Below are 21,580 nucleotides of genomic sequence, written 5' to 3' on the forward strand. Positions count from 1 at the left end.
GCATAATCTCCCGCCACGGAACCCGTGGCAAAGAATAAAAAGGTTATTAAGGATTAACAATGAAGAAACGTGTTTATCTTATTGCCGCCGTAGTGAGTGGCGCTCTGGCGGTATCTGGCTGCACAACTAACCCTTACACTGGCGAACGCGAAGCAGGTAAATCTGCTATCGGCGCAGGTCTGGGCTCTCTCGTTGGCGCGGGTATTGGTGCGCTCTCTTCTTCGAAGAAAGATCGCGGTAAAGGCGCGCTGATTGGCGCAGCAGCAGGCGCAGCTTTGGGCGGCGGCGTGGGTTATTACATGGATGTGCAGGAAGCGAAGCTGCGTGACAAAATGCGCGGCACTGGTGTTAGCGTAACCCGCAGCGGGGATAACATTATCCTCAATATGCCGAACAATGTGACCTTCGACAGCAGCAGCGCGACCCTGAAACCGGCAGGCGCTAACACCCTGACCGGCGTGGCAATGGTGCTGAAAGAGTATCCGAAAACGGCGGTTAACGTGATTGGTTATACCGACAGCACGGGTGGTCACGACCTGAACATGCGTCTCTCCCAGCAGCGTGCGGATTCCGTTGCCAGCGCGTTGATCACCCAGGGCGTGGACGCCAGCCGCATCCGTACTCAGGGCCTTGGCCCGGCTAACCCAATCGCCAGCAACAGCACCGCAGAAGGTAAGGCGCAAAACCGCCGTGTAGAAATTACCTTAAGCCCGCTGTAATCCCTTTCATGCCAGGTGATGCAGAAATCACCTGGCATTCTTCAGTTTTCCTTCATCATATTTCAGGCTAAGGTGATCGCCTTATCAGTGAATGGAGAGAAGCATGAAGCCGTCCGTTATCCTCTACAAAGCCTTACCTGATGATTTACTGCAACGCCTGCAAGAGCATTTCACCGTTCACCAGGTGGCAAACCTCAGCCCACAAACCATCGAACAAAATGCAGCAATTTTTGCCGAAGCTGAAGGTTTACTGGGTTCAAACGAGAATGTTGATGCCGCATTGCTGGGAAAAATGCCGAAACTGCGTGCCACATCAACGATCTCCGTCGGCTATGACAATTTTGATGTCGATGCGCTTACCGCCCGAAAAATTCTGCTGATGCACACGCCAACCGTATTAACAGAAACCGTCGCCGATACGCTGATGGCGCTGGTGTTGTCTACCGCTCGTCGGGTTGTGGAGGTAGCAGAACGGGTAAAAGCAGGCGAATGGACCGCGAGCATAGGCCCGGACTGGTACGGCACTGACGTTCACCATAAAACACTGGGCATTGTCGGGATGGGACGGATCGGCATGGCGCTGGCACAACGTGCGCACTTTGGCTTCAATATGCCCATCCTCTATAACGCGCGCCGCCACCATAAAGAAGCAGAAGAACGCTTCAACGCCCGCTACTGCGATTTGGATTCACTGTTACAAGAGTCAGATTTCGTTTGCCTGATCCTGCCGTTAACTGATGAGACGTATCATCTATTTGGCGCAGAACAATTCGGCAAAATGAAATCCTCCGCCATTTTCATTAATGCCGGACGTGGCCCGGTGGTTGATGAAAATGCACTGATTGCTGCATTGCAGAAAGGCGAAATTCACGCCGCCGGGCTGGATGTCTTCGAACAAGAGCCACTGTCTGTAGATTCGCCGTTGCTCTCAATGGCCAACGTCGTCGCGGTACCGCATATTGGTTCAGCCACTCATGAGACGCGTTATGGCATGGCTGCCTGTGCCGTGGATAACTTGATTGATGCGTTACAAGGAAAGGTTGAGAAGAACTGTGTAAATCCGCACGTCGCGGACTAAGCCGCGACTGCGTGGAGTAAAGCCCGATAATCGCTCGGGCTTTTACTCTTTATTGGGTTGCAGTAACTGCTGTAGTCCAGGCCTGATTAAACGCCTGATGCTGTGCCGGTAATGGCGCAATCAGTTTGTTATATTCACTTGCCTGCTGCGAAGTCGGGAACTGGATGCCATTTGCGACAAAGCTCACCTGAGTACCTTGCTGAGCAATGTAGTCTCCAACCATCACCAGTTGTTGCGTGAAAGTTTGTGCCGCCGGAATCAACGGTTGCAACGCATCAGCTGGCGTCGTTACCACTTTGGTGAATGCCTGATCGAAGACCGGTTTCAGGTCATCGCTCTGTTTTAGCGCAGAGTGCGCAGCATCGGCCTGCAACTTCGCATTTTGCAGCTGTTGCGCCAGTACACCCAGAGAACCGTTCATTTCACGCAGTGGGCCGCTTTGCGTAACGTAATCCTGCGGTACGCGAATTGCGTTAACGCTGTCTACAACCGGGCGCAGACCGGAATCCATCGCCTGATTCACCTGCTGTGAATAACCATACAGAATCGCGTAATCAGAGACAAAAGGACCAAATTGTTTTTTCTGATCGGCAGTCAGGGTAGGTAGACGTTCACCGCTACGCATCACTGTATTCTGCAGGAAGTCGATAAACGCTTTACGCTGATCGCCTTCTTTATCAAAACACCCACTCAGGCTAACTACCATTAATAACGCCGCAAGAGGCGCAAACCAGCGAGAGCAGGACTTTCCTGTCGCCATTTTCTTACTCCTTTCACCCAAAAAAAGCGCACAACGACACACGCGTGTCTGACGTGACAAGGATAGTCCAGGACAAGCTTGCAGGATACCCTTTCTACGTAATCTTCCTGGTAAAATCATGGAGAAAATGAAACAAGGTTAATTTGTTGTTTCATTGTTAAAAAATGATAGTGCCGTTGCTTTTTTTGTTGCCAGAGATTAACGCCTTCTCAGAACGTTAGATTTTCGAAATCTTTACAAACCGGGAGTGGTAAGAGATATATCGGCATTTATCAGATCGTTAGGTGGCTATAAGTCACGCTAAATGACTGGCTGAATCGAATCATAGCCAGAGCATGCCCTGACTACACCCCGCTGTGTCTGTTTTTCCCGACTATTCTTAATGAGCTTCGATGCAATTCACGATCCCGCAGTGTGATTTGAGGAGTTTTCAATGGAATATAAAGATCCAATGCATGAGCTGTTGAGCAGCCTGGAACAGATTGTTTTTAAAGATGAAACGCAGAAAATTACCCTGACGCACAGAACAACGTCCTGTACCGAAATTGAGCAGTTACGAAAAGGGACAGGGTTAAAAATCGATGATTTCGCCCGGGTTTTGGGCGTATCAGTCGCCATGGTAAAGGAATGGGAATCCAGACGCGTGAAGCCTTCAAGTGCCGAACTAAAATTGATGCGTTTGATTCAAGCCAACCCGGCATTAAGTAAGCAGTTGATGGAATAGACTTTTATCCACTTTATTGCTGTTTACGGTCCTGATGACAGGACCGTTTTCCAACCGATTAATCATAAATATGAAAAATAATTGTTGCATCACCCGCCAATGCGTGGCTTAATGCACATCAACGGTTTGACGTACAGACCATTAAAGCAGTGTAGTAAGGCAAGTCCCTTCAAGAGTTATCGTTGATACCCCTCGTAGTGCACATTCCTTTAACGCTTCAAAATCTGTAAAGCACGCCATATCGCCGAAAGGCACACTTAATTATTAAAGGTAATACACTATGTCCGGTAAAATGACTGGTATCGTAAAATGGTTCAACGCTGACAAAGGCTTCGGCTTCATCACTCCTGACGATGGCTCTAAAGACGTGTTCGTACACTTCTCTGCTATCCAGAACGATGGTTACAAATCTCTGGACGAAGGTCAGAAAGTGTCCTTCACCATCGAAAGCGGCGCTAAAGGCCCGGCAGCTGGCAACGTAACCAGCCTGTAATCTCTGCTTAAAAGCACAGAATCTAAGATCCCTGCCATTTGGCGGGGATTTTTTTATTTGTTTTTCAGGAAATAAATAATCGATCGCGTAATAGAATCTAGTGTTATTTTTGTGAAGAATAAATTTGGGTGCAATGAGAATGCGCAACACCGTAAGAAAGGCGGGAATAATTTCCCGCCGAAGACGCTTACTCTTTCAATTTGCAGGCTAAAAACGCCGCCAGCTCATAACTCTCCTGTTTAATATGCAATTCACACAGTGAATCTCTTATCATCCAGGTGAAAAATAAAAGCGTGAAACAAATCACTATTAAAGAAAGTAATCTATATTTCTGCGGCATTCCCAGCCCCCTGTGTTGATTTCCAACGAGTAAGAGGCTAACCTTATGGTGTCTATGCATAGAGGGGCCTCACTTTGATTTATAGTCAGGTGGGGCTTTTCTCTGTCTGCCTTTCGGTGAATACCTGAGACAAACAGTCTCAAGCACCCGCAGCTATTCTAGCTTAATAAGTTCGTTTCTTCTCCTTGATATAATCCTAAAAAAATCTCATAAAATTAATATATGAGACAATCTTTATTCAGCAGAAGATTATTAAAGGTTGCTCTATTATTTAGCGATAAAAAAGCCTGCCAGATGGCAGGCTTTTTAATAATGGCGTTATTACTGTAACAGCGAAATATCCGCAACGCGCAGGAACAGTTCGCGCAGTTTCTCCAGCATGGTCAAACGGTTGATACGCAATTCTTTGTCATCAACCATGACCATCACTTTATCGAAGAAGGCATCAACCGGTTCACGCAGCTCTGCCAGTTCGACCAGCGCATCCTGGTAACGACCTTCCGCAAAGTACGGCTCCAGCTTGTCACGTAGCACCACAACCTGCATCGCCAGTTTAATTTCTTCCGGCTCTTTCAGAGTAGAGGCATTCACGCGGTCGCTCAGCACTTCGTCAGATTTCGCCAGAATGTTAGATACACGCTTGTTCGCCGCCGCCAGTGCTGCAGCTGCATCCAGGGTACGGAAGTGCGATACCGCTTTCATTCGGGCATCGAAATCAGCCGGACGAGTCGGACGACGCGCCAGTACCGCCTGGATGGTGTCAACAGTGTAACCTTCGTCCTGATACCAGGCGCGGAAGCGACCGAGCATAAAGTCGATAACATCATCAACCACGTTGGCATTTGTCAGCTTATCGCCATACAAACGCACCGCTTCTTCGGTCAGGGTTTGCAGGTCAAGATTGAGGTTCTTCTCAACGATAATACGCAGCACGCCAAGTGCGGCACGACGCAGCGCAAACGGGTCTTTGTCGCCTTTCGGATGCTGACCGATACCGAAGATACCCGCCAGAGTATCCATCTTGTCAGCAATCGCCAGCGCACAGGCTACCGGGTTAGACGGCAGGTCATCACCGGCAAAGCGCGGCTGATACTGCTCGTTCAGCGCCACTGCAACATCTTCCGCTTCGCCATCGTGACGCGCGTAGTGCATCCCCATAACGCCCTGGGTGTCGGTGAACTCGAAGACCATGTTGGTCATCAGGTCGCACTTGGACAGCAGGCCCGCACGGGTTGCGTGGTTAACGTCAGCGCCAATCTGTTCAGCAATCCAGCCAGCCAGCGCCTGGATGCGGTCAGTTTTGTCACGCAGTGTGCCAAGCTGTTGCTGGAACAGCACGGTTTGCAGACGCGGCAGATTATCTTCCAGACGTTTTTTACGGTCGGTGTTGAAGAAGAACTCGGCATCCGCCAGACGTGGACGAACGACTTTCTCGTTACCAGAGATAATTTGCTGCGGATCTTTCGATTCGATGTTGGCAACGAAGATAAAGTTCGGCAGCAGTTTGCCGTCGTTCGCATACACCGGGAAGTACTTCTGGTCACCTTTCATGGTGTAAACCAGCGCTTCAGACGGCACCGCGAGGAATTTCTCTTCGAATTTTGCGGTCAGCACAACCGGCCATTCCACCAGCGAAGCGACTTCTTCCAACAGGCTTTCGCTTAAGTCAGCGTTACCGCCAATCTTACGCGCCGCTTCTTCGGCATCGGCTTTAATCTTCGCCTTACGTTCTTCGTAATCGGCGATGACTTTCCCGCGCTCACGCAGAATTTCCGGGTATTGATCGGCATTGTCGATAGTGAATTCCGGCTCGCCCATAAAGCGGTGGCCGCGAATCACGCGATCGGACTGAATGCCCAGAATGGTAGCCGGAATAACTTTGTCGCCCAGCAGCAGGGTCACGGTGTGCACCGGACGCACGAAGTGCACGTCGCTTGCACCCCAGCGCATCAGTTTCGGGATCGGCAGTTTCGCCAGCGAAGTCGCAACCATATTCGGCAGCAGTGCTTCGGTGCTTTCGCCCTTCACGTGGGCGCGATACAGCAGCCATTCACCTTTATCGGTAGTCAGACGCTCAGCCTGGTCAACGGTAATACCGCAACCACGCGCCCAGCCTTCTGCCGCTTTGCTCGGTTTGCCTTCAGCGTCGAACGCCTGGGCAATCGCCGGGCCGCGTTTTTCGATTTCACGATCCGGTTGCGCTTCCGCCAGGTTAGCTACTTTCAGCGCCAGACGACGCGGAGCAGCAAACCATTGAACGGTGCCGTGTGCGAGGCCAGCGTTATCCAGCTCCGCAGTAAAGTTCGCAGCAAAGGACTCAGCCAGGCTGCGCAGTGCTTTTGGTGGCAGCTCTTCAGTGCCGATTTCCACCAGAAAAGTTTTCTCAGACATAGCCGCCTCTTACTTATCTTTGTTGCACATCGGGAAGCCGAGGGCTTCACGGGAAGCGTAGTATGCTTCTGCCACTGCTTTGGTCAGGGTGCGAATGCGCAGAATATAGCGCTGACGCTCGGTGACGGAGATGGCTTTACGCGCATCCAGCAGGTTGAAGCTGTGGGCGGCTTTCAGAATACGTTCGTAGGCTGGCAACGGCAGCGGATTTTCCAGCGCCAGCAGCTGCTGCGCTTCTTTCTCGTACTGCTCAAAGCAGGTGAACAGGAAGTCCACATCCGCGTATTCGAAGTTGTAAGTGGACTGCTCCACTTCGTTCTGATGGAACACGTCGCCGTAGGTGGTTTTACCCAGCGGGCCGTCGCTCCAGACCAGGTCGTAAACGCTGTCTACGCCCTGAATGTACATTGCCAGACGTTCCAGACCGTAGGTGATCTCGCCGGTAACCGGTTTACACTCCAGACCACCAACCTGCTGGAAGTAAGTGAACTGCGTCACTTCCATGCCGTTCAGCCACACTTCCCAGCCCAGCCCCCAGGCACCCAGCGTCGGGTTTTCCCAGTTATCTTCCACGAAACGGATGTCGTGGATGGTCGGGTCCATGCCCAGCTCTTTCAGAGAACCAAGGTACAGCTCCTGAATATTGTCCGGCGATGGCTTAATGACCACCTGGAACTGATAGTAGTGCTGTAAACGGTTGGGGTTTTCGCCGTAGCGACCATCGGTCGGGCGACGAGAAGGCTGGACATAAGCAGCCGCCATCGGTTCTGGCCCCAGCGCGCGCAGACAGGTCATTGGGTGAGAGGTTCCCGCGCCGACTTCCATGTCCAATGGTTGAACAATGGTGCAGCCCTGGCGAGCCCAGTAATCCTGTAAGGTCAGGATCAAGCCCTGGAAGGTCCTGGTATCAAACTTTTGCATATTATTTCGTGCTGGATACGTGTGGATTTAAAGGAAGGGATCAGTATACCCGCTGGATGGAAGATATACAGTACGAAACGGGAAAAAGCAGGGCTTAACGCATGGAAAGATGCAAAAAATGGCCATCTGCGTCAAAAGAACAGACAAACTGCTCTTTACGGAAGGTATAACCGCGCATTTCGTAGCTCCCCTGGAACTGTTCAAATGCGGTGACGTCGATTTTTTGCGCACCTGTATTATAGCGTTTTGCCGCCTGATCTTTGCATAGCCCTTCCATATTCAACGAACGCAGAGGATCAACCTTTACCCGTTGTGCTTTCTGCACGGGTGGCGGTGTAGAACAACCCACTAGCGCCATAAGCACCATAAGCGCCATTGCCGGAAAGAAAGAGTTCATCATCATTAAATTACCGTCTGGTTTGCAGGTGAGTCTTATTATTTATATCGGTATAGTGGCTGATATCTTACGAATTTCCTTAAGCCTCTATAAGCTGTAGTGATAAAACTCAGATTATTCCAGTGCGCCAACCGAATGATTTATCGGTCAGACTTTTTTTAACCAGATACAGAGACACAGATGCAGCCCAAAATTTACTGGATTGATAACCTGCGAGGGATAGCGTGTTTAATGGTGGTGATGATTCACACCACTACCTGGTATGTGACCAATGCTCATAGTGTTAGCCCCGTCACATGGGATATCGCCAATGTTCTGAATTCTGCCTCTCGTGTCAGCGTGCCGCTATTTTTCATGATTTCCGGCTATCTCTTTTTTGGCGAACGCAGCGCCCAGCCGCGCCATTTCTTGCGTATCGGCTTATGTCTGCTTTTTTATAGCGCAATCGCACTGCTCTACATTGCGCTGTTTACCTCCATCAATATGGAGTTAGCGCTGAAAAACCTGCTGCAAAAGCCAGTGTTTTACCACTTGTGGTTTTTCTTCGCGATTGCGGTGATTTATCTGGTTTCACCGCTGATTCAGGTGAAGAACGTCGGCGGAAAAATGTTGCTGGTGCTAATGGTGGTGATTGGCATTATCGCTAACCCAAACACAGTGCCGCAGAAAATTGACGGTTTTGAATGGCTGCCAATTAACTTATATATCAATGGCGATACTTTTTACTACATCCTGTATGGCATGTTGGGCCGCGCTATAGGGATGATGGACACACAGCATAAAGCACTGTCGTGGGTGTGCGCCGCACTGTTTGCGACGGGGGTTTTTATTATCTCTCGCGGGACATTATATGAATTGCAGTGGCGCGGAAATTTTGCCGATACCTGGTATCTTTACTGTGGGCCGATGGTTTTTATCTGCGCAACCACGCTATTGACTCTGGTTAAAAACACGCTTGATACGCGTACTGTTCGCGGACTTGGCTTAATCTCCCGCCATTCGTTGGGTATATACGGATTCCACGCCTTGATTATCCATGCACTGCGCACCCGGGGGATTGAGCTTAAAAACTGGCCAATACTCGATATTATTTGGATCTTTTGCGCGACGTTGGCAGCGAGTTTGTTACTTTCTATGCTGGTACAACGAATCGACAGAAACAGACTAGTGAGTTAAATAAAAGCCCGGTCACATTGGACTGACCGGGCTTATGTGAATTATTCGCTGTATTCTTCCTGGGTAATCTGTGTTTCTTTTGGTGGGTTTATTCCGGCATCACGAATATTCTTCTGCACCGCTACTGCACCAAACAAGCTTAAGAAGAAAGCCAGTCCATAAAAACCTTTCTCGCTGAGTAATAATGTCGCATTCCACAGACCTACCATCAGTAATGCAACAGAGATAATAAAGACAGTCAGGCAGGTCATATAATAAATGGAAGTGGTCGGTATGCCTTCATACTTGTCCCGAACGGTCTTTTGATAAGACGCAGCAGAAAACAGTCCTAATACCAGTACGGCAAAATAATATCCTTTTTCATTTAACTGCATCTCTGCATTCCATAGCCCTAACAGATAGGTAACGATACCACCAACGAGAGCTATCCATGACACAATACTAAAGGCCGGTGAATAGGTTGATATTTTGTTGTCCATCACAGTATTCCTTCATTCCTGAATGTGTAAGAGCTTTATGTTGCTCATGCCGAGCGAAACAAACGCATTTGACCAAACAAGCAGACAAAAAAGGCGATGGGGTAGATCACCATTTCATAAGCATTGATAGGTGCATTTAAAACACCGATAAACAAGAGACCGATAGTGATTAACGCGACTAACTGGCAGATGTGGGTAAAAAAATTATCCAGTTGCCCGAGTTTTTCTGCGCGAAGATATGCATAGTTACCAAAAGTTGCTGTCATTAACACGCCAAGAAAATAGCCTTTTCCACTTAACAATGGGCATGAGATCCATAGCCCAAGCAGATAAACCAGCGCCCCGACAACAAATAATAGTTTTGCCACAGTTTTTGAGGTTTTCATAACGATCTCCATATCTACCATCGATACATTACGAGTAACCAACGAAAGACAAAACTGAAAAATGCCATTAACAAATGATTTTCAGAATAAATTCATACTAAATATTAATTAATTACTGAGATATATAGATGTGAATTATCCCCCACCCGGTCAGGCAGGGGATAACGTTTACGCCATTAATGGCAGAAGTTGCTGATAGAGGCGACGGAACGTTTCTCGTCGTGGCTGATAAGCGGCATAACGCTGCGCATCTGGTAGATGCGACTGTTCTAACGGCAGTTGCGGCAACAACTCAATGAGCGATTTCTCTGGATTCGCCGCAATCTGCGCCAGCCTTGCTGCGCCCAGAGCTGGCCCCACATCCCCCCCCGTGCGGTAATCGAGTTGCTGACCGCTGATATCCGCCAGCATCTGACGCCAGTACTCACTACGCGCCCCGCCACCAATCAACGTAACACTTTGCGGTTTAATGCCGCAGGCATGCACGACATCCATGCCATCTGCCAGCGCATAACCCACGCCTTCCAGCACTGCTCGCGCCAGTTCATTGGGGCCATGTTGATGAGTCAAACCAAAGAAAACCCCCTTCGCCTGGGGATTATTGTGTGGTGTACGCTCGCCGGAAAGATAAGGCAGAAACCAAACTGGCTCGGCACTTTCATCAGCCTGTTGAGCAGCCGCGATTAAAGCTGGGACATTGTTCAGGCCCGTTAATTTCGCAGCCCAATCCAGACACGACGCTGCACTCAGCATCACAGACATTAAATGCCAACGCTGCGGTAGCGCATGGCAAAAGCTGTGTACGGCGCTTTCTGGCTTGCTTAAGAACCCTTCGCTGACAGCAAAATAGACCCCCGACGTCCCCAGCGATAACATTGCCTGATTAGCATCAACCATTCCTACACCAACCGCACCAGCTGCATTATCACCACCGCCTGCGACAACTGGCACCGCCGCCATACCCCACGCTTTCGCAACTTCAGGTAACAAAGCACCAGTAATTTCGCTGCCTTCGTATAATGCGGGCATCTGGTCACGAGATAAGTGGCAAGCCTGCAGCATGACGTCACTCCAGTCACGCTTTGCGACATCCAGCCACATGGTGCCAGCTGCGTCAGACATATCGCTGGCAAACTCCCCCGTCATACGCAGACGCAAGTAATCTTTCGGTAACAATACTTTGTCGATTTGACGGAATATCTCCGGCTCATGCCGCTGAACCCATAGCAATTTAGGCGCAGTAAATCCGGGCATCATCAGGTTACCGGAAATCACCCGCGATTGCGGAACTCGCGCTTCCAGCAAAGCGCACTCTTGCGCACAGCGCCCGTCGTTCCACAAAATGGCAGGGCGTAATAACCGTTGCTGGGCATCCAGTAAGGTTGCACCGTGCATCTGGCCGGCAATACCCAATGCTTTAACGTCCTGCAGAGAATGCTGATCGCCCAGGGCTTTCATTGCGCGATCAGTTGCCTGCCACCACTGTTCCGGGTCTTGTTCCGACCAGAGTGGATGCGGGCGCGAAACGGTCAGCTTTTCCGTTTGCGAAGCAACCACCTCGCCCTGCTCGTTGAGCAAAATAACTTTTACGCCCGAGGTGCCAAGATCTATCCCGATATACATATCGATCGTTCCTTAAAAAAATGCCCGGTATCGCTACCGATAACCGGGCCAACGGACTGCACAGTTAGCCGTTATTTGTCGAACAGATAATGGTTTACCAGATTTTCCAGTTGCTCCTGGCGACCACTCTGATGCACCGGAGACAAATTGTGTTCCTGAGCATATTTGGCTAAATCTGCCAGTGACATTTGGCCTTTCAGGATTTGCTGGCCTAATTCGCTATTCCAGCCGGAATAACGCTGCGCGATGCGTTTATCCAGCTCACCATCTTCAATCATGCGTGCTGCAATTTTCAGCGCCAACGCCATCGTATCCATCGCGCCGATATGACCGTAAAACAGATCATATTTATCAGTACTTTGACGACGTACTTTGGCATCGAAGTTCAGACCGCCGGTGGTGAAACCGCCTGCTTTGAGAATTTCATACATCACCAACGCATTCTCTTCCACACTGTTCGGGAACTGGTCGGTGTCCCAGCCCAGTTGTGCATCGCCACGGTTAGCGTCGACAGAACCGAACAGGCCAAGCGCAATGGCGGTGGCTATTTCATGATGGAAAGAGTGACCTGCCAGCGTCGCGTGGTTAGCTTCAATGTTCAGTTTAATCTCTTTTTCCAGACCAAACTGTTTCAGGAAGCCATACACCGTCGCAGCATCGTAATCATATTGATGTTTAGTCGGTTCTTGCGGTTTCGGTTCGATAAGCAACGTGCCCTGGAAGCCGATTTTATGTTTATGCTCAACCACCATCTGCATAAAGCGGCCCAGTTGTTCACGCTCCTGACGCAGGTCGGTATTTAACAGCGTTTCGTAACCTTCACGACCGCCCCACAGGACATAGTTTTCACCACCCAATTTATGGGTTGCTTCCATCGCTGTAACAACTTGAGTTGCCGCCCAACTAAAGACTTCTGGATCTGGGTTCGTCGCAGCACCCGCACCGTAGCGAGGGTTTGTAAAGCAGTTAGCGGTTCCCCACAGCAGCTTCACGCCGCTCTCTTCTTGCTTGCCTGCCAGGACATCAACCATTTGCGCAAAATTATTGATGTACTCTTTTAACGACGCGCCCTCAGGGGAAACATCCACATCGTGGAAGCAATAAAATGGCACATGTAACTTGTGGAAAAACTCAAATGCGACATCTGCTTTACGCTTCGCCAACGCCAGTGCCTCACCAGGCTGCTGCCACGGACGATTAAACGCCCCCACACCAAACATGTCCGCCCCGTTCCAGCAGAAGGTGTGCCAGTAGCAGGCGGCAAATCGCAAGTGCTCTTCCATACGCTTGCCCAACACCAGTTCGTCGGGATTATAGTGATGGAATGCTAACGGGTTAGAGGATTTTGAGCCTTCATAACGAACGCGATCGAGCTGGTCAAAATAGGCTTGCATATTGAACTCCATAATCAGGTAATGCCGCGGGTGATGGATGATGTCGTAATATTGGGCACTCCCTTTCAGTTGCTCAATTATGTTATTTCACACTGCTATTGAGATAATTCACAAGTGTGCGCTCGCTCGCAAAATAAAATGGAATGAGGAAACTGGGTAATTCCTCGAAGAGAAAAATGCAATAAGTACAATTGCGCAACAAAAGTAAGATCTCTGTCATAAATCAAGAAATAAACCAAAAATCGTAATCGAAAGATAAAAATCTGTAATTGTTTTCCCCTGTTTAGTTGCTAAAAATTGGTTACGTTTATCGCGGTGATTGTTACTTATTAAAGCTGTCCTCTACCTACAGAAGGCCCTACACCATGAAAATAAAGAACATTCTACTCACCCTTTGCACCTCACTTCTGCTTACCAACGTTGCGGCACACGCCAAAGAAGTCAAAATAGGTATGGCGATTGATGATCTCCGTCTTGAACGCTGGCAAAAAGATCGAGATATTTTTGTGAAAAAGGCAGAATCTCTCGGCGCGAAAGTATTTGTACAGTCTGCAAATGGCAATGAAGAAACACAAATGTCGCAGATTGAAAACATGATTAACCGGGGCGTCGATGTTCTTGTCATTATTCCGTATAACGGTCAGGTATTAAGTAACGTTGTAAAAGAAGCCAAACAAGAAGGTATTAAAGTATTAGCTTACGACCGTATGATTAACGATGCGGATATCGATTTTTATATTTCTTTCGATAACGAAAAAGTCGGTGAACTACAGGCAAAAGCCCTGGTCGATATTGTTCCGCAAGGTAATTACTTCCTGATGGGCGGCTCGCCGGTAGATAACAACGCCAAGCTGTTCCGCGCCGGGCAAATGAAAGTGTTAAAACCTTACGTTGATTCCGGAAAAATTAAAGTCGTTGGTGACCAATGGGTTGATGGCTGGTTACCGGAAAACGCATTGAAAATTATGGAAAACGCGCTAACCGCCAATAATAACAAAATTGATGCTGTAGTTGCCTCAAACGATGCCACCGCAGGTGGGGCAATTCAGGCATTAAGCGCGCAAGGTTTATCAGGGAAAGTAGCAATTTCCGGCCAGGATGCGGATCTCGCAGGTATTAAACGTATTGCTGCCGGTACGCAAACTATGACGGTGTATAAACCTATTACATTGTTGGCAAATACTGCCGCAGAAATTGCCGTTGAGTTGGGCAATGGTCAGGAACCAAAAGCAGATACCACTCTGAATAATGGTCTGAAAGATGTTCCCTCCCGCCTGCTGACACCGATCGATGTGAATAAAAACAACATCAAAGAAACGGTAGTTAAAGACGGATTCCACAAAGAGAGCGAGCTGTAAGCGTTACGCCCCGGCGAGGAGCGGGGGCGTGATTTCTCTCCATGCCGCGTGAATGAATTGGCTTAGGTGGAGTCGTTATGCCTTATCTACTTGAAATGAAGAACATTACCAAAACCTTCGGCAGTGTGAAGGCGATTGATAACGTCAGCTTGCGGTTGAATGCTGGCGAAATCGTCTCACTCTGTGGGGAAAATGGGTCTGGTAAATCAACGCTGATGAAAGTGCTGTGTGGTATTTACCCCCATGGCTCCTACGAAGGCGAAATTATTTTTGCGGGAGAAGAGATTCAGGCGAGTCACATCCGCGATACCGAACGCAAAGGTATCGCCATCATTCACCAGGAATTGGCCCTGGTGAAAGAATTGACCGTGCTGGAAAATATCTTCCTGGGTAACGAAATAACCCACAATGGCATTATGGATTATGACCTGATGACGCTACGCTGTCAGAAGCTGCTCGCACAGGTCAGTTTATCCATTTCACCTGATACCCGCGTTGGCGATTTAGGGCTTGGGCAACAACAACTGGTTGAAATTGCCAAGGCACTTAATAAACAGGTGCGTTTGTTAATTCTCGATGAACCGACAGCCTCATTAACTGAGCAGGAAACGTCGATTTTACTGGATATTATTCGCGATCTGCAACAGCACGGTATCGCCTGTATTTATATTTCGCACAAACTCAACGAAGTCAAAGCGATTTCCGATACGATTTGCGTTATTCGCGACGGTCAGCACATTGGTACGCGTGATGCTGCCGGAATGAGTGAAGACGATATTATCACCATGATGGTCGGGCGAGAGTTAACCGCGCTTTACCCTAATGAACCACATACCACCGGAGATGAAATATTACGTATTGAACATCTGACGGCATGGCATCCGGTTAATCGTCATATTAAACGAGTTAATGATGTCTCGTTTTCCCTGAAACGTGGCGAAATATTAGGTATTGCCGGACTCGTTGGTGCCGGACGTACAGAGACCATTCAGTGCCTGTTTGGCGTGTGGCCCGGACAATGGGAAGGAAAAATTTATATTGATGGCAAACAGGTAGATATTCGTAATTGTCAGCAAGCCATCGCCCAGGGGATTGCGATGGTCCCCGAAGACAGAAAGCGCGACGGTATCGTTCCGGTAATGGCGGTTGGTAAAAATATTACCCTCGCCGCACTCAATAAATTTACCGGCGGTATTAGCCAGCTTGATGACGCGGCAGAGCAAAAATGTATTCTGGAATCAATCCAGCAACTCAAAGTTAAAACGTCGTCCCCCGACCTTGCTATTGGACGTTTGAGCGGCGGTAATCAGCAAAAAGCGATCCTCGCTCGCTGCCTGTTACTCAACCCGCGCATTCTCATTCTTGATGAGCCTACCAGGGGTATCGATATTGGCGCGAAATACGAGATCTACAAATTAATTAACCAACTCGTCCAGCAGGGTATTGCCGTTATTGTCATCTCTTCCGAATTACCTGAAGTGCTCGGCCTTAGCGATCGTGTACTGGTGATGCATGAAGGGAAACTAAAAGCCAACCTGATAAATCATAACCTGACTCAGGAGCAGGTGATGGAAGCCGCATTGAGGAGCGAACATCATGTCGAAAAGCAATCCGTCTGAAGTGAAATTGGCCGTACCGACATCCGGTGGCTTTTCCGGGTTGAAGTCACTGAATTTGCAGGTCTTCGTGATGATTGCAGCTATCATCGCAATCATGCTGTTCTTTACCTGGACCACCGATGGTGCCTACTTAAGCGCTCGTAACGTCTCCAACCTGTTACGCCAGACCGCGATTACCGGCATCCTCGCGGTAGGAATGGTGTTCGTCATAATTTCTGCTGAAATCGACCTTTCCGTCGGCTCAATGATGGGGCTATTAGGTGGCGTCGCGGCGATTTGTGACGTCTGGCTAGGCTGGCCTTTGCCACTTACCATCATTGTGACGTTGGTTCTGGGACTGCTTCTCGGTGCCTGGAACGGATGGTGGGTCGCGTACCGCAAAGTCCCTTCATTTATTGTCACCCTCGCGGGCATGTTGGCATTTCGCGGCATACTCATTGGCATCACCAACGGCACGACTGTTTCCCCCACCAGCGCCGCGATGTCACAAATCGGGCAAAGCTATCTACCCGCCAGCACCGGCTTCATCATTGGCGCGCTTGGCTTAATGGCTTTTGTTGGCTGGCAATGGCGCGGAAGAATGCGCCGTCAGGCTTTGGGTTTGCAGTCTCCGACCTCTACCGCAGTTGTCGGTCGCCAGGCATTAACGGCGATTATCGTCTTAGGCGCAATCTGGCTGTTGAACGATTACCGTGGCGTTCCCACTCCTGTTCTGCTGCTGACGTTGCTGTTACTCGGCGGAATGTTTATGGCAACGCGGACGGCATTTGGACGACGCATTTATGCCATCGGCGGCAATCTGGAAGCAGCACGTCTCTCCGGGATTAACGTTGAACGCACCAAACTTGCCGTATTCGCTATTAACGGATTAATGGTCGCTATCGCCGGATTAATCCTCAGTTCTCGACTTGGCGCTGGTTCACCTTCTGCGGGAAATATCGCCGAACTGGACGCAATTGCCGCATGTGTGATTGGCGGCACCAGTCTGGCAGGCGGCGTCGGGAGCGTGGCCGGAGCGGTAATGGGGGCATTCATCATGGCTTCACTGGATAACGGCATGAGCATGATGGATGTACCGACCTTCTGGCAGTATATCGTTAAAGGTGCGATTCTGTTGCTGGCAGTATGGATGGACTCCGCAACCAAACGCCGTTCTTGATTTTGATAAAAATTTTCTCAAAGCCGGTAACGTATTACCGGTTTTGAGTTTTTGCATGATTCAGCAGGAAAAGAACCATGTTTACTAAACGTCACCGCATCACATTACTGTTCAATGCCAATAAAGCCTATGACCGGCAGGTAGTAGAAGGCGTAGGGGAATATTTACAGGCGTCACAATCGGAATGGGATATTTTCATTGAAGAAGATTTCCGCGCCCGCATTGATAAAATCAAGGACTGGTTAGGAGATGGCGTCATTGCCGACTTCGACGACAAACAGATCGAGCAAGCGCTGGCTGATGTCGACGTCCCCATTGTTGGGGTTGGCGGCTCGTATCACCTTGCCGAAAGTTACCCACCCGTTCATTACATTGCCACCGATAACTATGCGCTGGTTGAAAGCGCATTTTTGCATTTAAAAGAGAAAGGCGTTAACCGCTTTGCTTTTTATGGTCTTCCGGAATCAAGCGGTAAACGTTGGGCCACTGAACGCGAATATGCATTTCGTCAGCTTGTCGCCGAAGAAAAGTATCGCGGAGTGGTTTATCAGGGATTAGAAACCGCGCCAGAGAACTGGCAACACGCGCAAAATCGGCTGGCAGACTGGCTACAAACGCTCCCACCGCAAACCGGAATTATTGCCGTTACTGACGCCCGGGCGCGGCATATTCTGCAAGTATGTGAACATCTACATATTCCCGTACCGGAAAAATTATGCGTGATTGGCATCGATAACGAAGAACTGACCCGCTATCTGTCGCGTGTCGCCCTTTCTTCGGTCGCTCAGGGCGCACGGCAAATGGGCTATCAGGCGGCAAAACTATTGCATCGATTATTAGATAAAGAAGAAATGCCGCTACAGCGGATTTTGGTCCCGCCAGTTCGCGTCATTGAACGGCGCTCAACAGATTACCGCTCGCTGACCGATCCCGCCGTTATTCAGGCCATGCATTACATTCGTAATCACGCCTGTAAAGGGATTAAAGTGGATCAGGTACTGGATGCGGTCGGGATCTCGCGCTCCAATCTTGAGAAGCGTTTTAAAGAAGAGGTGGGTGAAACCATCCATGCCATGATTCATGCCGAGAAGCTGGAGAAAGCGCGCAGTCTGCTGATTTCAACCACCTTGTCGATCAATGAGATATCGCAAATGTGCGGTTATCCATCGCTGCAATATTTCTACTCTGTTTTTAAAAAAGCATATGACACGACGCCAAAAGAGTATCGCGATGTAAATAGCGAGGTCATGTTGTAGCGATGATGAGAATTGTCGACGTAGCATCAGGGAACTCAGCACAGCCACCTGATGCGAGCAAAAGCCTTATCCGACAGACAAATCGGATAAGGCTCGAGGAAATGCAATTACATATGTGCCGCGATTAACCGTTGGTTATCCTGGTACATTGCGAACAGGTAGTTGTTATAACTCTTCCCTTTGGTCGAGTAGCCCTTCAGCTTGTGAATCATCGCTGTGGCAGTCACTTCCTGATCTGCTTTACGCAGCTGTGCACGCGATTTACGGAACGAAGAGTAAGCCGGATGCGTATTCAGGTTAGTAACATAGGCGCTCACCGATTCTTTGACAGAACTAAACTGTGAGTACCCCTTCACTTTACCCGGCGCATTAGTACAACGTCCTTTCATGCATTTCATGCCGAACAGATTGTTGTTGTTGCGCGCCAGCTTCGACGTTCCCCAACCGCTTTCTGCTGCAGCCATCGTCGCTACCATACTGGTGGGGATAATGTCTACGCGTTCAAGCAAGGTATTCCACGGGATTTTTCGCGTATTACCAGACCACTTCACCTTGTAGCGTTTGGCGATGTCTTTCAGACGCGCACGCTCAGCAGGTGACCATTGGCCCTGATACTGTTTTGAAATGAGCCAGTTACGTTCCGCAGTAATGGCCGCATTTTGGCTGGTAATGTAAGGCATTACAGTCCGGAGAAACGCCTTTTTCCTTGGTGTTCCGGAAGGGTATTTTCGCAAATCAGGAAGTGAACTACTCTTTGCACTATTGCGAGAATACTCTTGTTTACTGCTTACCTGTTTATTACTAGCTTTAGTTAAGTGGGACTTTTGACTCGCTGTTGTTGTGTGCGTCTTCGCTAACACCTCACTCGAAAACACCAGAGTGAGTAACATAAGAATCATCGCCCCATATCGTCGTATGGGAGTCAAAATCATCAGGTCTCCTGGTCGGATTTAATCATTCCAACACCTTATATTTTTTACAAATTTGAGAGTTGAATCTCAAATCATATCAAAAATAGCTGTCAAGAGCACCCCAAGGAATAGTCCAAATCTGAAACTATGTCACGAGTTAACGATTCAGATTGGCGCTAAATCGCAGAAAATGTGGGGTTTATCGCAAAATTCAGCCGTTTTTTGCGCGCGATCGCTCACCCTTGCTTCTCATCCTGTGGACTTACCGCTCAGGGATGAGTTTTGTCTGGCTTATCGCTGGCAAACTGTCTGAAATCGCAGCAATAAGGACTCATCCGCCATGAAACTCGCCGCCTGTTTTCTGACACTCCTTCCTGGCTTCGCCGTTGCCGCCAGCTGGACTTCTCCGGGGTTTCCCGCCTTTAGCGAACAGGGGACGGGAACATTTGTCAGCCACGCGCAGTTGCCCAAAGGTACGCGTCCACTAACGCTAAATTTTGACCAACAGTGCTGGCAGCCTGCGGATGCGATAAAACTCAATCAGATGCTTTCCCTGCAACCTTGTAGCAACACGCCGCCTCAATGGCGATTGTTCAGGGACGGCGAATATACGCTGCAACTAGACACCCGCTCCGGTACACCAACATTGATGATTTCCATCCAGAACGCCGTCGAACCGGTAGCAAGCCTGGTCCGTGAATGCCCGATATGGGATGGATTACCGCTCACACTGGATGTCAGCGCCACTTTTCCGGAGGGAGCCGCAGTCCGGGATTATTACAGCCAGCAAATTGCGATCGTGAAGAACGGTCAAATAACGTTACAACCCGCTGCCACCAGCAACGGTTTACTCCTGCTGGAACGGGCGGAAACTGACGCCCCTGCCCCTTTCGACTGGCATAACGCCACGGTTTACTTTGTGCTGACAGATCGTTTCGAAAACGGCGATCCCAGTAATGACCAGAGTTACGGACGTCATAAAGACGGTATGGCAGAAATTGGCACTTTTCACGGCGGCGATTTACGCGGCCTGACCAACAAACTGGATTACCTCCAGCAGCTGGGCGTCAATGCTTTATGGATAAGTGCCCCATTTGAGCAAATTCACGGCTGGGTCGGCGGCGGTACAAAAGGCGATTTCCCGCATTATGCCTACCACGGTTATTACACACAGGACTGGACGAATCTTGATGCCAATATGGGCAGTGAAGCCGATCTACGGACACTGGTTGATAGCGCGCATCAGCGCGGTATTCGTATTCTCTTTGATGTCGTGATGAACCACACCGGCTATGCCACACTGGCGGATATGCAGGAGTATCAGTTTGGCGCGTTATATCTTTCTGGTGACGAAGTGAAAAAAACGTTGGGTGAACGCTGGAGCGACTGGAAACCTGCCGCCGGGCAAACCTGGCATAGCTTTAACGATTACATTAATTTCAGCGACAAAACAGGCTGGGATAAATGGTGGGGAAAAAACTGGATCAGAACCGATATCGGCGATTACGACAATCCTGGATTCGACGATCTCACTATGTCGCTGGCCTTTTTGCCGGATATCAAAACCGAATCAACGACCGCTTCTGGTCTGCCAGTGTTCTATAAAAACAAAACGGATACCCACGCTAAAGTCATCGACGGCTTTACCCCTCGCGATTACTTAACCCACTGGTTAAGTCAGTGGGTCCGCGACTATGGGATTGATGGTTTTCGGGTCGACACCGCCAAACATGTTGAGTTGCCCGCCTGGCAGCAACTGAAAACCGAAGCCAGCGCCGCGCTTCGCGAATGGAAAAAAGCTAACCCCGACAAAGCATTAGATGACAAACCTTTCTGGATGACCGGTGAAGCCTGGGGCCACGGCGTGATGCAAAGTGACTACTATCGCCACGGCTTCGATGCGATGATCAATTTCGATTATCAGGAGCAGGCGGCTAAAGCAGTCGATTGTCTGGCGCAGATGGATACGACCTGGCAGCAAATGGCGGAGAAATTGCAGGATTTCAACGTGTTGAGCTACCTCTCGTCGCATGATACCCGCCTGTTCCGTGAAGGGGGCGACAAAGCAGCAGAGTTATTATTATTAGCGCCAGGCGCGGTACAAATCTTTTATGGTGATGAATCCTCGCGTCCGTTCGGCCCCACCGGTTCGGATCCGCTGCAAGGTACGCGTTCGGATATGAACTGGCAGGATGTTAGCGGTAAATCTGCCGCCAGCGTCGCGCACTGGCAGAAAATCAGCCAGTTCCGCGCCCGCCATCCCGCAATTGGCGCGGGCAAACAAACGACACTTTCGCTGAAGCAGGGCTACGGCTTTGTTCGTGAGCATGGCGACGATAAAGTGCTGGTCATCTGGGCTGGGCAACAGTGACTTTTCCGGCTTCCCGTTCGTCAGT

General features: G+C 49.5%; 21 protein-coding genes. 11 read left to right on the forward strand and 10 right to left on the reverse strand.

Going from position 1 to position 21,580, the window contains the following annotated elements; translation table 11 throughout:
• Positions 1–59: 59 nt before the first annotated feature.
• Both G434_RS10505 and ghrB read left to right on the forward strand, forming a co-directional pair.
• On the forward strand, positions 60–719 hold the full coding sequence (locus G434_RS10505; protein WP_000747625.1) for an OmpA family lipoprotein: 660 nt from the start codon (positions 60–62) through the stop codon (positions 717–719).
• Positions 720–822: 103 nt separating this feature from the next.
• The gene (ghrB, locus tag G434_RS10500) at positions 823–1,797 is read left to right on the forward strand and encodes a glyoxylate/hydroxypyruvate reductase GhrB (RefSeq protein ID WP_000805006.1); all 975 of its coding nucleotides are present in this window, start codon (positions 823–825) and stop codon (positions 1,795–1,797) included.
• Positions 1,798–1,846: 49 nt separating this feature from the next.
• On the opposite strand, the gene G434_RS10495 is transcribed toward ghrB, so the two are convergent.
• A complete protein-coding gene (locus G434_RS10495) occupies positions 1,847–2,557 on the reverse strand; it encodes a DUF3053 domain-containing protein (protein WP_000190516.1) in 711 nt (236 codons plus the stop codon).
• A 433-nt stretch (positions 2,558–2,990) separates the two neighbouring features.
• Between G434_RS10495 and G434_RS10490 the strand changes: the two genes are divergently transcribed.
• The 3 genes from G434_RS10490 to G434_RS30505 all read left to right on the forward strand — a co-directional run bounded on the left by G434_RS10490 (position 2,991) and on the right by G434_RS30505 (position 3,985).
• The gene (locus G434_RS10490; protein WP_000455798.1) at positions 2,991–3,281 is read left to right on the forward strand and encodes an HTH-type transcriptional regulator; all 291 of its coding nucleotides are present in this window, start codon (positions 2,991–2,993) and stop codon (positions 3,279–3,281) included.
• A 280-nt stretch (positions 3,282–3,561) separates the two neighbouring features.
• Entirely contained in the window at positions 3,562–3,774 is a 213-nt protein-coding gene (cspA, locus tag G434_RS10485) for a transcription antiterminator/RNA stability regulator CspE (RefSeq protein WP_000014594.1), read from the forward strand.
• Between the two features lie 139 nt (positions 3,775–3,913).
• Positions 3,914–3,985, forward strand: coding sequence for a hypothetical protein (locus G434_RS30505; protein ID WP_212734239.1), 72 nt, complete (start codon positions 3,914–3,916; stop codon positions 3,983–3,985).
• Here the strand turns inward: G434_RS30505 and hokA are convergent.
• The 4 genes from hokA to G434_RS10470 all read right to left on the reverse strand — a co-directional run bounded on the left by hokA (position 3,962) and on the right by G434_RS10470 (position 7,829).
• Positions 3,962–4,114, reverse strand: a complete 153-nt coding sequence (gene hokA / locus G434_RS0125525; RefSeq protein ID WP_001135732.1) for a type I toxin-antitoxin system toxin HokA — start codon at positions 4,112–4,114, stop codon at positions 3,962–3,964. The genes G434_RS30505 and hokA overlap by 24 nt on opposite strands.
• Positions 4,115–4,435: 321 nt before the next feature.
• Positions 4,436–6,505, reverse strand: a complete 2,070-nt coding sequence (gene glyS, locus G434_RS10480) for a glycine--tRNA ligase subunit beta (protein WP_001291786.1) — start codon at positions 6,503–6,505, stop codon at positions 4,436–4,438.
• Between the two features lie 9 nt (positions 6,506–6,514).
• Positions 6,515–7,426, reverse strand: coding sequence for a glycine--tRNA ligase subunit alpha (gene glyQ / locus G434_RS10475; protein WP_001168544.1), 912 nt, complete (start codon positions 7,424–7,426; stop codon positions 6,515–6,517).
• A 94-nt stretch (positions 7,427–7,520) separates the two neighbouring features.
• Entirely contained in the window at positions 7,521–7,829 is a 309-nt protein-coding gene (locus tag G434_RS10470) for a YsaB family lipoprotein (protein ID WP_000980158.1), read from the reverse strand.
• Between the two features lie 174 nt (positions 7,830–8,003).
• On the opposite strand from G434_RS10470, the gene wecH reads away from it, so the two are divergent.
• Entirely contained in the window at positions 8,004–8,999 is a 996-nt protein-coding gene (gene wecH, locus G434_RS10465) for an O-acetyltransferase WecH (RefSeq protein WP_001182662.1), read from the forward strand.
• Between the two features lie 41 nt (positions 9,000–9,040).
• On the opposite strand, the gene yiaA is transcribed toward wecH, so the two are convergent.
• The 4 genes from yiaA to xylA all read right to left on the reverse strand — a co-directional run bounded on the left by yiaA (position 9,041) and on the right by xylA (position 12,881).
• Entirely contained in the window at positions 9,041–9,478 is a 438-nt protein-coding gene (gene yiaA / locus G434_RS10460) for an inner membrane protein YiaA (RefSeq protein ID WP_001322902.1), read from the reverse strand.
• Between the two features lie 44 nt (positions 9,479–9,522).
• Entirely contained in the window at positions 9,523–9,864 is a 342-nt protein-coding gene (gene yiaB, locus G434_RS10455; RefSeq protein WP_001377116.1) for an inner membrane protein YiaB, read from the reverse strand.
• A gap of 168 nt (positions 9,865–10,032) precedes the next feature.
• Entirely contained in the window at positions 10,033–11,487 is a 1,455-nt protein-coding gene (gene xylB, locus G434_RS10450) for a xylulokinase (RefSeq protein WP_000275357.1), read from the reverse strand.
• A gap of 71 nt (positions 11,488–11,558) precedes the next feature.
• Complete coding sequence (gene xylA / locus G434_RS10445; RefSeq protein WP_001149573.1) at positions 11,559–12,881, reverse strand: xylose isomerase; 1,323 nt, start codon at positions 12,879–12,881, stop codon at positions 11,559–11,561.
• A gap of 365 nt (positions 12,882–13,246) precedes the next feature.
• On the opposite strand from xylA, the gene xylF reads away from it, so the two are divergent.
• The 4 genes from xylF (at position 13,247) to xylR (ending at position 18,273) form a co-directional block, all read left to right on the forward strand.
• Positions 13,247–14,239, forward strand: a complete 993-nt coding sequence (xylF, locus tag G434_RS10440) for a D-xylose ABC transporter substrate-binding protein (RefSeq protein WP_001306606.1) — start codon at positions 13,247–13,249, stop codon at positions 14,237–14,239.
• Between the two features lie 77 nt (positions 14,240–14,316).
• The gene (gene xylG, locus G434_RS10435) at positions 14,317–15,858 is read left to right on the forward strand and encodes a D-xylose ABC transporter ATP-binding protein (RefSeq protein ID WP_001146493.1); all 1,542 of its coding nucleotides are present in this window, start codon (positions 14,317–14,319) and stop codon (positions 15,856–15,858) included.
• Positions 15,836–17,017 (forward strand): xylose ABC transporter permease XylH, encoded by a 1,182-nt coding sequence (xylH, locus tag G434_RS10430; protein ID WP_000045987.1) that lies wholly within the window; start codon positions 15,836–15,838, stop codon positions 17,015–17,017. The genes xylG and xylH overlap by 23 nt, the downstream gene beginning before the upstream one ends.
• A gap of 77 nt (positions 17,018–17,094) precedes the next feature.
• Positions 17,095–18,273 carry a D-xylose utilization transcriptional activator XylR gene (gene xylR, locus G434_RS10425; RefSeq protein ID WP_000494484.1) on the forward strand — a complete coding sequence of 393 codons (1,179 nt, stop codon included), beginning with the start codon at positions 17,095–17,097 and terminating at the stop codon, positions 18,271–18,273.
• Positions 18,274–18,380: 107 nt separating this feature from the next.
• On the opposite strand, the gene G434_RS10420 is transcribed toward xylR, so the two are convergent.
• Positions 18,381–19,205, reverse strand: a complete 825-nt coding sequence (locus G434_RS10420; protein WP_001297957.1) for a protein bax — start codon at positions 19,203–19,205, stop codon at positions 18,381–18,383.
• Positions 19,206–19,524: 319 nt separating this feature from the next.
• On the opposite strand from G434_RS10420, the gene malS reads away from it, so the two are divergent.
• Positions 19,525–21,555 carry an alpha-amylase gene (malS, locus tag G434_RS10415; protein ID WP_000761238.1) on the forward strand — a complete coding sequence of 677 codons (2,031 nt, stop codon included), beginning with the start codon at positions 19,525–19,527 and terminating at the stop codon, positions 21,553–21,555.
• The last annotated feature ends 25 nt before the right edge of the window (positions 21,556–21,580 follow it).

Source organism: Escherichia sp. KTE172 (genome assembly GCF_000408845.1).
GTDB lineage: Bacteria > Pseudomonadota > Gammaproteobacteria > Enterobacterales > Enterobacteriaceae > Escherichia > Escherichia coli.